Origin of the sequence: Shewanella sp. Actino-trap-3, assembly GCF_002836275.1 — a bacterium.
GTDB lineage: Bacteria > Pseudomonadota > Gammaproteobacteria > Enterobacterales > Shewanellaceae > Shewanella > Shewanella psychromarinicola.
In genome coordinates, this window is the sequence record NZ_PJCE01000001.1 from 345,667 (window position 1) to 359,767 (window position 14,101).

Consider the following 14,101-nt stretch of genomic DNA (forward strand, 5'->3'; position numbering starts at 1 on the left):
TAAATACTTCTAGGTTGCCGCTTTCATTGCAACGGTAAATTCAGCCATTTTTGCTAGTAATGTGACTTCATCGTGTTGATGAGCGGCAATAATTTTAACCACCGCAGAACCTGAAATTGCCCCCGCGGCGCCAGCCTTGATGGCGGCGCGGACTTGCTCTGGTTCGGCAATACCAAAGCCTAATAGTGGCGGTGGGGCATTAAACTCGACGAGTTGTGTGAGAATATTTTCAATTGGCTCACCGGCTTTTGACTCAGTACCCGTAACGCCGGCACGTGATAATAGGTAGGTATAACCTTCACCTTGTTCACTGACCAGTTTTAGGGTGTCAGAGTCAGCATTTGGCGGAGCGATAAAGATTGGCGCAATAGCATGTGCTTTTGCAGCTTGACTAAAGGGTTCAGATTCTTCAACTGGCACGTCGGCAATTAACACTGAATCCACACCGGCAGCTTGTGCTTTGGCATAAAATGCATCGATACCATTGGCAAAAACTAAGTTGGCATACAACAATAATCCGATAGGTAGATCTGGGTATTGCGCCCGTACTTTGGTGATGATGTCAAAACAATCACTTTGTTTAGTGCCTGCAGCCAATGAGCGTAAATTTGCGCCTTGTATGACGGGGCCATCGGCTAATGGATCTGAAAAAGGAAAGCCTAATTCAAGCGCATCAGCGCCATTATCAACTAAGGTCTGGATAATTTTCAACGATAATTCAGGGCTCGGATCGCCAATAGTGACAAAAGGAACAAACGCGCCTCTGTGTTGTTTTTTTAGTGCAGCAAATGTTGCTTGATAACGGTTACTCATTGCCGCTCTCCTGTTGTTTTTGTTTGGCCTCTAAAATATCTGCCACAGTGAATATATCCTTGTCGCCACGCCCAGATAGATTAACCACTAAAATCGTTTCTTTAGTGGCTTCTTCGGCCATGCGTACCGCATAGGCAAGAGCGTGGGCAGATTCTAATGCGGGGATAATCCCTTCGCATCGCGCGAGTTTTTGGAACATATCCAGTGCTTCATCATCAGTTGCTGATTCATAGCGTGCACGACCAATGGCATTCAAATGTGCATGTTGTGGACCAACCGATGGGAAATCAAGCCCGGCAGAAACAGAATAAGACTCTTCAACTTGACCGTCGCTGTTTTGCATTAAAGGTGACTTCATCCCAAAGAAAATACCGGTTTTACCGTGTTTAAGCGGCGCGCCGTGCATAGCGGTATCGAGACCTTTACCAGCAGGTTCCACACCAATCAATTCTACTGACGGTTCATCAATAAAATCGGCAAACATGCCAATAGCATTTGAACCGCCGCCAACGCAAGCAATAACGGCATCGGGTAAGCGACCTTCTTTTTCAAGAATTTGTTTTTTAGTTTCTTCACCGATCATACGTTGGAATTCTCGCACAATTGTCGGGAATGGATGCGGCCCGGCTGCAGTACCCAGCAAGTAATGCGCTTTATCATAGCTGCCTGACCAATCGCGCATGGCTTCGTTGCAAGCATCTTTTAGGGTTGATGAACCTGAGGTAACCGGAATAACTTCAGCGCCCATTAATTTCATCCGAAAAACATTCGGCGATTGACGTTCAATGTCCTTGGCGCCCATATAGACTCTACATTTTAAGCCTAAAAGGGCACAGGCTAGGGCAGTGGCTACGCCGTGTTGTCCTGCGCCTGTTTCAGCAATGATTTCTTTTTTGCCCATACGCTTAGCTAACAGCGCTTGACCCAATACCTGGTTGGTTTTATGGGCGCCACCGTGAAGCAAATCCTCACGCTTCAGGTAAATTTTCACCAAAGGGTTCGGACTTAAGTTACGGGTAAGTGTTAGCGCCGTTGGGCGTCCGGCATAGTTTTTTAACAAGTCGGTAAATTCAGCGATAAAGCTTTCATCTTGTTGCGCTTCGATAAAGGCTGTTTCAAGTTGTTTTAATGCAGGGACTAAAATTTGTGGTACGTACATACCGCCATATTCGCCGAAATAAGGGTTAAGCTTGAGCTTGGTCATAAAATTTCCCAGTGAATCATAGTGTAATAATGTCAATAAATTGTTCGCAACTGCTCGCTAATTAAGGCGTAATTGTGCAAAGGCGGCAATCAGTTGTTGGTGGTCTTTATGCCCAGGGGTAGATTCTACTCCTGAATTTAGGTCGACCCCATAAAATCCTTGCTGGCTGGCGAGATAAACATTGTTTGGGGTTAATCCTCCCGCCAACATCGCCTGTTGTTTATCTATGATGCTGGTTTGCCAATTGAATGTTTGACCTGTACCGCCAAATTGTTGTGCTGACTTGCTGTCGTATAAATAACGATCGGCGCCAGCAGGCTTTGCACTCATCTCGCCGGTGTTACTGTCAATAGAGACCGCTTTCCAAATGTGAGTATTCAGTTGCTGATGATCAAGTAATACCCTTAGCTCGTTGATTTCAAGTTCTGTTTCATTGCCGTGCAATTGCACCGCATAAAGATTAAGCGTTTGAGCTAACAAGGCGATATCGGCAATGGGATGATTAACAAACACACCCACCATATTTAATCCAATATTACGCTGTTGCATTTGTTCTACTAAATCATTGGCTTGAGCCGGGGTAACCGCTCTTGGTGATTTGGAATGAAAAATTAATCCACCCAATACTGCACCTGCTTTGGCTGCTGCTTCAATATCGTCAATTTGGGTCAAACCGCAGACTTTATTGTGACCAAAAATAAGCTGTCTGCAAGCTAAATCAATATCGTCTTGCGCCATAATTGAACTACCAACAAGGTAGCCGTCAACCAAGGGATTTAGGCGGCGGACTTGTTGGTGGTTGTAAATACCTGATTCGCTAATCACCACTCTGTCGGCAGGGATCTGCGGAGCTAATAATTCGGTGGTTGCAAGATCAGTGCTTAAGTCGCGTAAATTACGGTTGTTAATACCAATGATCGGTGCATTTAGATCAATGGCTCTAACCAATTCAGCTTGGTTACTCACTTCGGTTAAGGTATCTAATTGATACTTTGCCGCTTCGTTACCTAATAAACGATATTGTTCATCATCAAGCACTGACAGCATGAGTAAAATGGCATCAGCACCTTGGTGGGCAGCCAATTTTACTTGATAAGGGTCGACAAAGAAGTCTTTACAGATAATCGGCTGAGTCACTCTGGCGCGGACTATGGGAATGTAGTCCATGTCACCTTGGAAAAACTGTTCATCGGTGAGCACTGAGATGCCAGCGGCGTAGTGAGTATAAATATCTGCGATGGCTTCAACATCAAAGTCTTGACGGATCAGTCCTTTTGAGGGACTGGCCTTTTTACATTCAAAAATGAACTGAGCATTAGGCGCTTTGAGGGCGTCATATAAGCTACGGTCAGATATTTTAGGCTGTAAACTGGCTTCTGGAAAACGCAGTTTAAGCGCGGCGATATGCGCCACTTTAGTTTCAATGATGCGGGTTAACACATTACTTTCTGGCTTACTCATGGTTTTCTCCAGCTTGGCTCGCGGCAGCTAGTTCGGTTAACAAGGTAAAGGCTGCACCACTGGCAAGTGTCGCTAGTGCTAGCTGAGTACCCGCTTGAACTGAGTCGCAAATGCCGCTGATGTACAAAGCACAACCAGCGTTAATAGCGACAGCATCTCGATGAGCGGGTAGACCTTTGCCTTGTAAGATGGCTTGGGTGATTAAGGCATTTTCAGCCGGTTCGCCACCGGTTAACTGCGCTATACCTGCGCGGTTAACACCAAGATCTTCAGGGCTAAGTTGGTAAGTACGCACCACGCCGTCTTTTAGTTCTGCCACATGAGTATTGTCATGCAATGCGACTTCATCTAAGCCACTGCCATACACCACCATGGCGCGTTTAACCCCTAGGGCATGAAGCACGTGTGCGATAGGCTCAATCAGTTCAAGTTTGTAAACTCCTAGCAACATAAACTCTGGGTTTGCAGGGTTAATTAACGGGCCGAGCACATTAAAAATGGTACGGGTTTTTAAGGCTTGTCTAACGGGCACGGCATGTTTAACCCCGCCATGGTAATGGGGCGCAAATAAGAAACATAAGCCAAGCTTATCTAAACACTGGCTTGCCGCATCTGGCGCCATGGTGAGCGTAATACCGCAATGGGACAATAAGTCAGATGAACCAGACTTACTTGATACGCTACGGTTACCGTGTTTTGCTACCTTAGCGCCTGCTGCTGCTGCAACAAAAGCGGCAGTGGTTGAAATATTAATGGTGTTATGGCCATCACCACCGGTACCGACAATATCAACAATGCCGCTGTGTTTAGAGGCGTCACTGCGCGGGAATGGTTTGGCTGCTTGTCGTAAAGCATCAGCGGCTCCGGCTATTTCGTCAATGGTTTCGCCGCGCATTTTAAGCGCCACCAACATACCTGCCATAGCTGCTGGCTGCATCTCACCTTGGATAAGAGCGCTAAAAACTTGCGCCATTTGTTCGCGAGTTAACGCGCTACCTTGGTAAAGGCGGTCGAATAAAGCTTGTAGGTTATCCACTATGCGCCTCCGGTAAAAGTATGCTCTTGGGTTAAATACGCCAATGTTTGCGTCAGTAACTGGCTACCTAAAGTGGTTAAAATCGATTCTGGATGAAATTGAAATCCGATTGCTTGATGTTGTGGGTGCAATATTGCCATTGGCATCTCATCGGTGGTAGCAATGATTTTCAAGCAGTCTGGCACCTTTGTTGCCACTAAACTGTGGTAACGGGCAACGGGCAAAGGTGAGGGTAAATTAGCAAATACGCCTTCACCATTATGGAAGGTTGGACTGGCTTTGCCGTGGACCACAAACGGCGCGCGTTCAACTTTGCCGCCATAATATTCGACCATGGCTTGATGACCTAAACAAATGCCAAGCATCGGGACTTTACCGGCGACTTTACCAATGAGTTCCATCATGCAGCCTGCTTCGTGAGGCGCGCCAGGGCCAGGCGATAGCACTAATGCGGCTTTACCGGTTTCATTGATCAGTTTTTCTGCAACATAATCGGCACTAACATCATTACGATAAATGATCACCTCACAGCCAAGGCTGCGGAATTGATCCACTAAGTTGTAGGTGAATGAGTCAAAATTATCGAGTAAATATAACTTCATCCGCATAGTCGCTTGTGGGGTTGTTGTGCTCATAGTCCACCTCCCATTTTGATCGCCGAAATCACCGCTTGGGCTTTTTGACGCGTTTCATCGGCTTCTGCTTGTGGATCTGAATCAAACACCACCCCAGCACCCGCTTGTATGTGGGCAATATCATGTTTAATAAAGGCGGAGCGGATAACAATGCAGGTGTCCATGTCGCCCAGACCATTGAGGTAACCGACTGCGCCGCCATAACTGCCACGACGAGCTTGTTCTGCTTGACGCACTAATTGTGATGCACGCACTTTTGGCGCACCCACTAAGGTGCCCATGTTCATACATGCTTGATAAGCATGTAAGGCATCTAAATCTCCACGTAATTGGCCAGTGACGCGGCTAACTAAATGCATAACGTGCGAGTAACGATCGACTTTTAATAGTTCGGTGACTTTACGGCTTCCGCTTTGACTGATGCGGGCTATGTCATTACGGGCTAAATCGACCAGCATTAAATGTTCTGACAATTCTTTCTTATCTAAACGCAGCTCAAGTTCTATGCGGCTGTCTAAGTCAACATCAATCTCACCTTGGGCATTTTTACCGCGCTGACGAGTGCCGGCTATGGGATACACTTCAACTTGATTACTGGCAGCATCATATTTCAAGGCACTTTCTGGCGAGGCGCCAAATAAAGTGAAGTCTGGGCCTCTAAAATAGAACATATACGGACTTGGATTGGTTAAGCGTAAAGCCCGATAAGCCCCTAATGTATTAGGACAAGGTAAGCTAAAGCATCGAGATGGCACCACTTGAAAAATATCACCGGCGACAATGTGTTCTTTTAAATCAATAACGGTTTGCTTAAATTGTTGGTCGGTGATGTTGACTTCTGCGTCGGCTGCTACTGGCGCAAAGGGAGCAATATCGTCTAATTCGGCGCATTGTTGTATGACGTGTTGCAGTTGCTGAGCGAGCTGTTGTGCAATGATGTTATCTTGACCAAATTGATGACTGACAATCTCCGCTTGTTGGGTTTGATGGTCAATTAAAATAAGTGTTTCCGCAAGATAGAATAAGTAGTCGGGACAGTCATTATTTGCGTTGGGTGCCGCGGGGAGTGGCTCGACGGTATCAATTAAGTCATATGCTAATACGCCCCCTAAAAATAAATCTTCAAACTGTAGCGGATTATTGGTTTGAATGTGTTTGATAAACATTCTTAAGCCATCAAGCGGAGATGTTGACTTTAAGCGCGCATCTTCGTCTTGTAACTCGGTGGCCTTTTGCAGCGTGACGATTAGTGTCTCATTGTCGCGTTGTTGCTGTGCATCACCAAAAAAACCGGCAATGGGCGTTAACAGCGCGGCGCCATTGTGAGTCAATGCACTAAAGGTGAGTTGATAACCATCGCAACGGATCATCATCGCGGCATGGGTTAACACAATACTTTTTAAATGGTCTTTACTTTCGACCTCAGCTGACTCTAATAGCATGGTATGCGGCGCGTTATGGGTCACTTGCTGATAAAGTTTTAGTGGATCCGTATGGTAGGTTAACGTCTGCTTTTGCGTCGTAACCTGAGCGAGTTGGTTTGGTGTCGTCAAGATTGTAGTCACTATGTGGCCGCTCCCTGTGTCATTGTGTTTATCATCTGTTGGCCTTTAATCTTGTGTAACCCGAGTGATAAAATCGAATGAGCCAAATAACAAAAAAGCCCACATCTCTGCGGGCTTTCTGGTAAAATCTTGTCTCTTAAAAATGAGCTCAAAGCTTCACACCACCCGTTAATTTGGGAAGTGCCACCACCAAGTAATGTTTAATGAAGCTAAAGAGTATGTCATTGTTAATCGCTGTGTTGTAACTGTGTTTAATGTCTATAGGAAAACCCAACTGGAGATTAATGTCAATTGAATATTTCTCAAAAGTCGTCAAAAAATGACAATCAGGATAAATCTCGTTTATTTATTGAGCACTCCAGCTAACTTATACTTAGAGAATTCATCAATTGGCATTATTTATTCATAAATCCAAGCAGTATTCTTATCGCTACTCTTGTACAATAAGCACATGATTACAGAGACTCTCTTGGCCGATCTTCACAGCCACACGACCGCATCAGACGGTCAATTAACACCAACAGAATTACTCACTCGCGCTATTGAAAAAGGCGTTGAGATGTTTGCAATTACTGATCATGATACTGTCGCAGGGTTAGCAGAAGCGCATCTTGCTAATCAAGCCCATGCCACACCATTATTATTAATTAATGGTTGTGAAATTTCGACTCGTTGGAATAGTTTTGATATTCATATCGTCGGATTAAACTTGGACATTACTCACTCTGGATTGTTGGGTTTTTTAACTCACCAACGGCAATTGCGTGAAGTGCGCGCCCAAGAAATTGGCGAACGTTTAGCTAAGGCTGGGATAGAAGGCGCCTATGACGGTGCAAAAGCTATTGCTGGCGATGCGGCGTTGAGTCGTGGCCATTATGCTAGATGGTTAGCCGACAATGGCCACGCATCAGATATGCCGAGCGTGTTCAAACGCTTTTTAGCACGCGGTAAAACAGGTTATGTACCCAATAATTGGGGCGACATGGCCAATGCCATAGAGCATATTCATCAAGCGGGTGGCGTTGCTGTATTAGCTCACCCTAGCGGTTACAAATTATCGGCCAAATGGCTTAAGCGCTTAGTGCGTGAATTTGCAGAGGCCGGTGGCGATGCGATTGAAGTTATTTTAGGCCAACAAACGTTGGACGACCGTAATAATCTTATCGCATTAAGTAAGCAAAATAACCTACTTGCTTCAGTGGGGAGCGACTTTCATTTCCCCAGCAATTGGATCGAGCTAGGTAAAAACTTATTCCAACCACAAGGTGTGGAATGGGTTTGGCAATCACAATATTGGACGGAAAGAGCATGAGTCAATTTTTTTATATCCATGACGAAAACCCACAAGCACGGTTAATTAATCAAGTGGTAGCGATTCTTAAACAAGGTGGGGTCATTGTTTATCCAACAGACTCGGGTTATGCATTAGGTTGTATGATTGGTGAGAAAAACGCCATGACGCGTATGGCGCGTATTCGCCAGATTGAAAACGATACAAACTTTTCATTAATGTGCCGTGATTTATCTGAACTGGCCAATTTTGCCCGTGTTGATAATCAAGCATATCGTTTATTGAAAAGTTGTACGCCTGGCCCTTACACGTTTATCTTTAAAGCGACCAAAGAAGTACCTCGTCGTTTACAATGTGACAAAAAACGCACCATAGGTATTCGTGTTCCTAATAATGTCATTGCGCTGGCGTTGCTAGAGGCATTAGATGAACCTATGATGACCACGAGTTTGGTGATGCCCAACGAGCAAATTGCCGAGTCAGATCCTGAGCATATTCGTGATATTTTAGATCATCTAGTCGATGGCATTATTCACGGTGGTTATTTACCTGAAAATCAAACGACAGTAATTGATATGTCTGAAGATGAGATGGTTATTTTACGTCAAGGCGCTGGCGATACCAGCACATTTTAATAAACGAGGGAAACCCCCGTTGATGAATCGTCAAGGATAAACATGCAAGGCAGTCAGCAAAGCCTGCCATTGGCAGTGGTTCGTGGTCAAGTTCTTGATAGCATGCCATTGGACTTGTTTATTCCGCCGGAAGCCCTAGAAGTGTTTCTTGAAACCTTCGAAGGCCCACTGGATTTGTTACTCTATTTGATCCGCAAACAAAAATTGGATGTGGTTGATTTACCCATCCAACAAATTACCCAACAATATTTACTCTATATTGAGATCCTCACCGAAGCGCGGATTGAGCTGGCAGCCGATTACCTGGTCATGGCCGCAACGTTGGCTGAAATTAAGTCACGTTTGCTGTTGCCCAAAATGGCGACGGAAGACGATGAGGAAGAAGATCCCCGTGTGGTACTCATTAGGCAATTAAAGGCTTATGAGGTGATTAAGCAAGCGGCAGCCGATATTGATGTGCTACCGCGTATTGAACGAGATGTGTTTCAGGCATCTGTTAGCGCAGCTCCCGATATTAAACCGGTGACGGTGCCACCAGAGGTTTCACTTGTAGACATTGCTCGTGCCTTTGGGGAAGTGCTCAAACGGATTGATGCCAACGAAGATCACCATGTTAAGCGCGAACACTTATCCACGCGCGAACGTATGAGTCAAATTTTAACCAAGTTATCCAGTACGGAATACATTGGTTTTGAGTGCTTGTTCGATGTGAGTGAAGGTCGAGCCGGTGTGGTGGTGAGTTTTTTGGCATTAATGGAGCTGGTTAAAGAATTATTAGTTGAGTTAGTGCAAAATGAACCGTTTTCGCCAATTTATGTAAAAGCGTATTAATTAACGATATTCGAAGAGATCCATGAAGCCAATTAATCCTATTCAACTAAAACAACTCATAGAAGCCAGTTTATTTGTCTTAGCTAAGCCGTTGTCGGTAAAAGCCATCAAAGAAACCGTACTCGCTGATTTTAGTGTGTCGAGGACGCGTATTCAGGAAACGCTCGATGAATTACAACAAGATTATCAAGAACGTGGTGTACAACTGGTTAAAGTAGCTAGCGGCTATCGCTTCCAAACTCAAGAAATACTCAGTCCTTATCTACAACCACTGTGGCAAGACAAAGCCCCTAAATATTCGCGGGCTACACTTGAAACCTTGGCCGTTATTGCGTATCGGCAACCCGTGACTCGTGGTGATATTGAATACATTAGAGGCGTTGCTATTAGCAGTCAGATTATTAAAAGCTTGGTCGATCGCCAGTGGATTAAAGTGGTTGGCCATAAAGAAGTGCCCGGTAAGCCAGCGTTATATGCCACTACCAGTGCATTTCTTGATTATTTTAATGTAACAAAACTTGCCGATTTACCTGCGTTAACGGATGTTGATTCTTTACATGCATTATTTAAAAAAGCCCAGTTAGCCATGGATGATATTGTTGAGCTTGATGATATTGTTGAGCTTGATGAGACGGTTGATCTAAATGAAGCGGTTGATCTAGTCCAGATGGAGGACCTAGGTGAAAAGCATGTTGCAACGGACAGTCATACTGACAAGCATCATGGCAATAGCGATACGGTTGAGGCACAAGCTGAACCAAACTCCCGCGATGCTGATCATGCTACTCAACATTAATCAATAGCTGTCTCTTCTGATAATATTTTATTATCAATTGCCGGTGGGCGACAGACACACTTTTTGCTGTGTCTATGGTGATTGATAACGGCCACTTTCGGGTAGATTATTTACTATATAATCGATAAATCGCTGATCGATGAGGCTTAAAAATCATCTTGATGGATACACAAAAAATGACACGCTAATATATGGTGGTCACTTAGCAAACAAACGCACCCGTTTGGCATGTTTAAATTCTTGCTGACAAATACGCAGCGGTAAATAACCTATACCTCGTCCAAAAAGCGAAGCCTCGTAAGCTCATTTAATACTCGTTAGTACATAAATCATCCTTAACCGCTCGCATAGCATCATAGGCCTGTGGCACTTCGCTAAAGGTTTTACCATTAGCGAAGCGAAATAAAATCGAATTGTGTTGTTCTATAACGGCTGTCTCTAGCTTGATCCCAATAGGCTATTTAGCGATATTTTTAAGCACCTTGTTCCTGTTTAATGTGGTGCGACAACCACTAATTACCCGCTTCACTGTACCATTGGCTATTACTGGCGTATCAGCAGGATTATTGATATGGAGTTTGCTGCTTAGTTTTAGGGTGTTGTTTGAGTTATCAAATCTATCTGGCTTAGTCATCAAAATGGCATTGTATTGGTTGCTCAAATCAATTTGAACGCGAAGAAGGTAAGGACGCTGGATTTGCACTGCTTGATCCGTGTGTAAGCCGTGTTCGTCCTGTGATGATGGCGGCTATCACCACTATGTTAGGGATGATCCCATTAATCAGTGATGCCTTTTTGGGCTCTATGGTGATAACCATCATTTGGGGTTTAGGTTTTGCGTCGCGAGTAACTTTAGTGGTGTAGCTAGTCAGGTATAGCCTAGGCCCTAGTGTTTAATATTAAAGTGACTCGTTAACAGCGGCATTTCTTCGTTAATAAGTCACTTAAAGCAGCAATTTTGCATAAGCGTGACTGATATAGTTGAGAAACACTGGTATTTTTTGCTCACCAGCTCCATTCAGCGTATAATCGATGCACTTTTCTAAATTGTATGCGCTCCTTGCGGGTACAATCCTAAAAAGATAATGGAACAAGAGTTATTAACATCTTGTTTTTCATATTTAATCCTTTAAAGAGTCCGCTAATGAGTGAAAAATTGCAGAAAGTCTTGGCCCGTGCAGGCCATGGCTCCCGTCGTGAGATGGAGGCATGGATTGCTGCAGGCCGAGTTAGTGTTGACGGTGAAATATCTGGTTTAGGTGATCGTGTTGAGGCTGATGTCAAAATACGTATCGATGGCCGCGCTATTTCATTAAAATCAGCTGATGACATTGTTTGTCGTGTACTGGCATACCATAAACCTGAAGGTGAGATTTGTTCGCGCAAAGATCCTGAAGGCCGTACTACCGTGTTTGAACGTTTACCTAAAGTGCGTGATGCTCGCTGGGTTGCGGTAGGTCGTTTAGACATTAACACTTCAGGGTTACTATTATTTACCTGTGATGGTGAGTTAGCTAACCGTTTAATGCATCCGTCGAATGAAGTAGAGCGTGAATACGCTGTGCGTACCTTTGGTGAAGTGTCAGATGTCGCAGTACAGCGTCTACGTAATGGTGTGCCCTTAGAAGATGGTCCAGCAAAGTTTGACAGCATCAAACCTGCTGGTGGCGAAGGTATCAACCAATGGTGGCATGTGACCCTGAGTGAAGGGCGTAATCGTGAAGTCCGTCGTTTGTGGGAATCGCAAGAAGTGCAAGTCAGCCGTTTGATCCGCGTGCGCTATGGCATGGTTGAATTACCAAAGACCTTACCCCGTGGTGGCTGGATCGAGCTGACTATTGACCAAGTAAACTACTTACGTAAACTTGCCGGTTTAGAAGCTGAAACCCGTTCAATTTTAGGTACCGACAAACACAGTGTTGCGCGTTCTAAAGTTAAAAGCGCTAAAATCCGCCGTGCAGTGCGTAAGCATAAAGTGGTCGGTAACCATGGAAAACCAAGTCGTCAGCGTAGCTAATGTCTTGATTTAGGTTAATGTGAATAAGGTCGCGGATGCGGCCTTTTTTTGTGGTTTGTTTAACGGGCAATTATTTTTTCTTATCCTACTTGTCAAAAAAAAATTCTCAGATATGATCCACAAAATTTACGATCTCTTATGCGTAATTTGACGGTTTATGTGCAGTGGTATTTATGTTGATTATCAGGAATGTATGAAAAAATTATTGTCAGGTTTATTAGTATTATGTTTAGTGGCTTGTGCATCAGTACCTAGCTGGCAAGGCATGTCTGAGCGTGAGATTAGTCAATGGAAAGCCATCGGCTTTGATTCGACCCAAGCGCAAAACTGGCGTGTAAGGGGCTTTGGACCTGCTGAATCTGATGGTTGGATAAAAGCTAACTTCAATTTAGACACCGCAACCATTTGGGCTAAAGAATCATTTAATGTTGATGAAGCACAAGTGTGGAGCGAAGCAGGCTTTGAGATTGAAGAAGCCGTGACTAATCGTAGCAAGGGCTTAACCCCAGTGAGAGCCAACTAATCAGATGTCTGTGCTAAACACTTTGTTTTGTTGGATTTCACATCGGATTGGCGTTTTTTGAAGCGTTCAGTTCGATGTGATCAATGTTTTAGTTGCTTGGCCAAAAAAAATCAGTAAAGTGTGCTTCAAGTTAAGCGGGAGGCGAAAGCCGCTCAGTTTATCTTATGTAAAACAAATTAAGTGAGTTGATGTTTTTCTATCAAAGCACACTAAGTTTGCCCGAGTGGTGGAATCGGTAGACACAAGGGATTTAAAATCCCTCGCTGAATAAGCGTGCCAGTTCAAGTCTGGCCTCGGGTACCATTATAATCTCTAGCAATAGAGAGTGGTGTAAAAAAGCCTCAACATTAGTTGGGGCTTTTTTATGTCTGAAATTTGGAAATTTGGTTGTAATGGTAACAAACGTTTGAATGGTGAGAGTGATAAAAGCGAACAAGCCTAGGTACTAGAACGGACTTCGTCCTGCTAGTTCGCTACGCGGCTATAAGAGCGGGTAAGGTCTGAATGCTGCAGTTATAGTCTCTAGCTGCTAAGCACTCTAGCACTTAGGCTCTGAATGTCTAACGTTGGCTTCAGTAAGCCCAGCATTCAACCGTCTTCCCGCTACTGCTGCAGTTATAGTCTCTAGCACCTTGATTTAACGGTTAAGTGTTGATTAAGGTTTTTAAAGCCGGTGATGCTTTAAAGCTAGGTTGATTAAATCCGTCAATGTCTATTGTTTCACCTGTTTGTGGATTACGCCCTAATTTGGGTAAATAAAAACGCAGTTCGAATGTGCCAAATTGGGGAATGTAAATCTTCTCGCCTTCAGTAAGCCCTTGATGAATCACCGCTAAAATTTGCTCTAATTGCGGCTTAACTTGGTTTTGTGGGATGGCCAATTGTATTGCCATTGATTGAATGAGTTGTTTTTTATTCATAAGAGTCTCACAGTTATTATCTGAATGCTGGCTTAAGTACACGCTAACGTCCCTTATAACAACTCAGGATTAACCTTCATAGCAACTTGATGATAACCGCATGCTAATTGGTTATTTTTTATAATGTTGCTTGATATATGTACACTAAGGTAACGCTTTGGTATTAAGTTTTGTTGCTCAGATGTATCTGTTATTCAATCCTGCTCAACATTTGCCATACTGGAATAGTGGTTTAAGAGTATGCTCAGTCATTACGTTATGCTGTTTATATGCAGTAATATCGTTAACGGGTTTGGCTAACACCTCATGGTCATTTGCAAATGTGCCCATGAGTGTTAACAAGGGTTGTTTTCATTATTCATGGGATTAAGAAA

At 44.1% G+C, this 14,101-nt stretch carries 13 protein-coding genes, 1 tRNA gene and 1 pseudogene; 8 read left to right on the forward strand and 7 right to left on the reverse strand.

Annotated elements, in window-relative coordinates; all coding sequences use genetic code 11:
- Positions 1-9: 9 nt before the first annotated feature.
- Genes trpA through CXF80_RS01560 form a run of 6 tightly spaced genes read right to left on the reverse strand, consistent with a single transcriptional unit; the run spans position 10 to position 6,717 of the window.
- The gene (trpA, locus tag CXF80_RS01535) at positions 10-813 is read right to left on the reverse strand and encodes a tryptophan synthase subunit alpha (protein WP_101030455.1); all 804 of its coding nucleotides are present in this window, start codon (positions 811-813) and stop codon (positions 10-12) included.
- Positions 806-2,017 (reverse strand): tryptophan synthase subunit beta, encoded by a 1,212-nt coding sequence (trpB, locus tag CXF80_RS01540; RefSeq protein WP_101030461.1) that lies wholly within the window; start codon positions 2,015-2,017, stop codon positions 806-808. The genes trpA and trpB overlap by 8 nt, the downstream gene beginning before the upstream one ends.
- A 57-nt stretch (positions 2,018-2,074) precedes the next feature.
- Positions 2,075-3,478 (reverse strand): bifunctional indole-3-glycerol-phosphate synthase TrpC/phosphoribosylanthranilate isomerase TrpF, encoded by a 1,404-nt coding sequence (gene trpCF / locus CXF80_RS01545; protein ID WP_101030464.1) that lies wholly within the window; start codon positions 3,476-3,478, stop codon positions 2,075-2,077.
- Positions 3,471-4,514: an anthranilate phosphoribosyltransferase gene (gene trpD, locus CXF80_RS01550; protein ID WP_101030468.1), complete on the reverse strand. Its 1,044-nt coding sequence runs from the start codon at positions 4,512-4,514 to the stop codon at positions 3,471-3,473. Before trpD ends, trpCF begins: the two co-directional genes overlap by 8 nt.
- Positions 4,514-5,116 carry an aminodeoxychorismate/anthranilate synthase component II gene (locus tag CXF80_RS01555; protein WP_101034639.1) on the reverse strand — a complete coding sequence of 201 codons (603 nt, stop codon included), beginning with the start codon at positions 5,114-5,116 and terminating at the stop codon, positions 4,514-4,516. Before CXF80_RS01555 ends, trpD begins: the two co-directional genes overlap by 1 nt.
- Before the next feature lie 29 nt (positions 5,117-5,145).
- Positions 5,146-6,717 carry an anthranilate synthase component 1 gene (locus CXF80_RS01560; protein WP_443019079.1) on the reverse strand — a complete coding sequence of 524 codons (1,572 nt, stop codon included), beginning with the start codon at positions 6,715-6,717 and terminating at the stop codon, positions 5,146-5,148.
- A gap of 448 nt (positions 6,718-7,165) precedes the next feature.
- Between CXF80_RS01560 and rnm the strand changes: the two genes are divergently transcribed.
- The 8 genes and pseudogenes from rnm to CXF80_RS01600 all read left to right on the forward strand — a co-directional run bounded on the left by rnm (position 7,166) and on the right by CXF80_RS01600 (position 13,110).
- Positions 7,166-8,026 carry an RNase RNM gene (gene rnm, locus CXF80_RS01565; protein ID WP_101030473.1) on the forward strand — a complete coding sequence of 287 codons (861 nt, stop codon included), beginning with the start codon at positions 7,166-7,168 and terminating at the stop codon, positions 8,024-8,026.
- A complete protein-coding gene (locus CXF80_RS01570; RefSeq protein ID WP_101030476.1) occupies positions 8,023-8,640 on the forward strand; it encodes an L-threonylcarbamoyladenylate synthase in 618 nt (205 codons plus the stop codon). The genes rnm and CXF80_RS01570 overlap by 4 nt, the downstream gene beginning before the upstream one ends.
- Before the next feature lie 42 nt (positions 8,641-8,682).
- Positions 8,683-9,471 (forward strand): segregation and condensation protein A, encoded by a 789-nt coding sequence (locus CXF80_RS01575; protein WP_101030480.1) that lies wholly within the window; start codon positions 8,683-8,685, stop codon positions 9,469-9,471.
- 22 nt (positions 9,472-9,493) lie between these two features.
- Positions 9,494-10,267, forward strand: coding sequence for an SMC-Scp complex subunit ScpB (scpB, locus tag CXF80_RS01580; protein ID WP_232772019.1), 774 nt, complete (start codon positions 9,494-9,496; stop codon positions 10,265-10,267).
- Positions 10,268-10,695: 428 nt separating this feature from the next.
- Positions 10,696-11,131 (forward strand): annotated as a pseudogene (locus CXF80_RS01585) (efflux RND transporter permease subunit); the annotation flags it as partial.
- Between the two features lie 280 nt (positions 11,132-11,411).
- Complete coding sequence (gene rluB, locus CXF80_RS01590; protein WP_101030484.1) at positions 11,412-12,284, forward strand: 23S rRNA pseudouridine(2605) synthase RluB; 873 nt, start codon at positions 11,412-11,414, stop codon at positions 12,282-12,284.
- A 193-nt stretch (positions 12,285-12,477) separates the two neighbouring features.
- Entirely contained in the window at positions 12,478-12,807 is a 330-nt protein-coding gene (locus tag CXF80_RS01595; RefSeq protein ID WP_101030488.1) for a hypothetical protein, read from the forward strand.
- Between the two features lie 217 nt (positions 12,808-13,024).
- Positions 13,025-13,110: transfer RNA gene (locus CXF80_RS01600), tRNA-Leu, on the forward strand.
- A gap of 341 nt (positions 13,111-13,451) precedes the next feature.
- On the opposite strand, the gene CXF80_RS01605 is transcribed toward CXF80_RS01600, so the two are convergent.
- Entirely contained in the window at positions 13,452-13,727 is a 276-nt protein-coding gene (locus CXF80_RS01605) for an HU family DNA-binding protein (RefSeq protein WP_101030490.1), read from the reverse strand.
- Positions 13,728-14,101: the final 374 nt, after the last annotated feature.

Coding starts and splice junctions, on each gene's coding strand:
- trpA (WP_101030455.1), bottom strand. CDS start 813: ATGAGTAACCGTTATCAAGCAACATTTGCTGCACTAAAAAAACAACAC.
- trpB (WP_101030461.1), bottom strand. CDS start 2,017: ATGACCAAGCTCAAGCTTAACCCTTATTTCGGCGAATATGGCGGTATG.
- trpCF (WP_101030464.1), bottom strand. CDS start 3,478: ATGAGTAAGCCAGAAAGTAATGTGTTAACCCGCATCATTGAAACTAAA.
- CXF80_RS01555 (WP_101034639.1), bottom strand. CDS start 5,116: ATGAAGTTATATTTACTCGATAATTTTGACTCATTCACCTACAACTTA.
- rnm (WP_101030473.1), top strand. CDS start 7,166: ATGATTACAGAGACTCTCTTGGCCGATCTTCACAGCCACACGACCGCA.
- CXF80_RS01570 (WP_101030476.1), top strand. CDS start 8,023: ATGAGTCAATTTTTTTATATCCATGACGAAAACCCACAAGCACGGTTA.
- CXF80_RS01575 (WP_101030480.1), top strand. CDS start 8,683: ATGCAAGGCAGTCAGCAAAGCCTGCCATTGGCAGTGGTTCGTGGTCAA.
- scpB (WP_232772019.1), top strand. CDS start 9,494: ATGAAGCCAATTAATCCTATTCAACTAAAACAACTCATAGAAGCCAGT.
- rluB (WP_101030484.1), top strand. CDS start 11,412: ATGAGTGAAAAATTGCAGAAAGTCTTGGCCCGTGCAGGCCATGGCTCC.
- CXF80_RS01595 (WP_101030488.1), top strand. CDS start 12,478: ATGAAAAAATTATTGTCAGGTTTATTAGTATTATGTTTAGTGGCTTGT.
- CXF80_RS01605 (WP_101030490.1), bottom strand. CDS start 13,727: ATGAATAAAAAACAACTCATTCAATCAATGGCAATACAATTGGCCATC.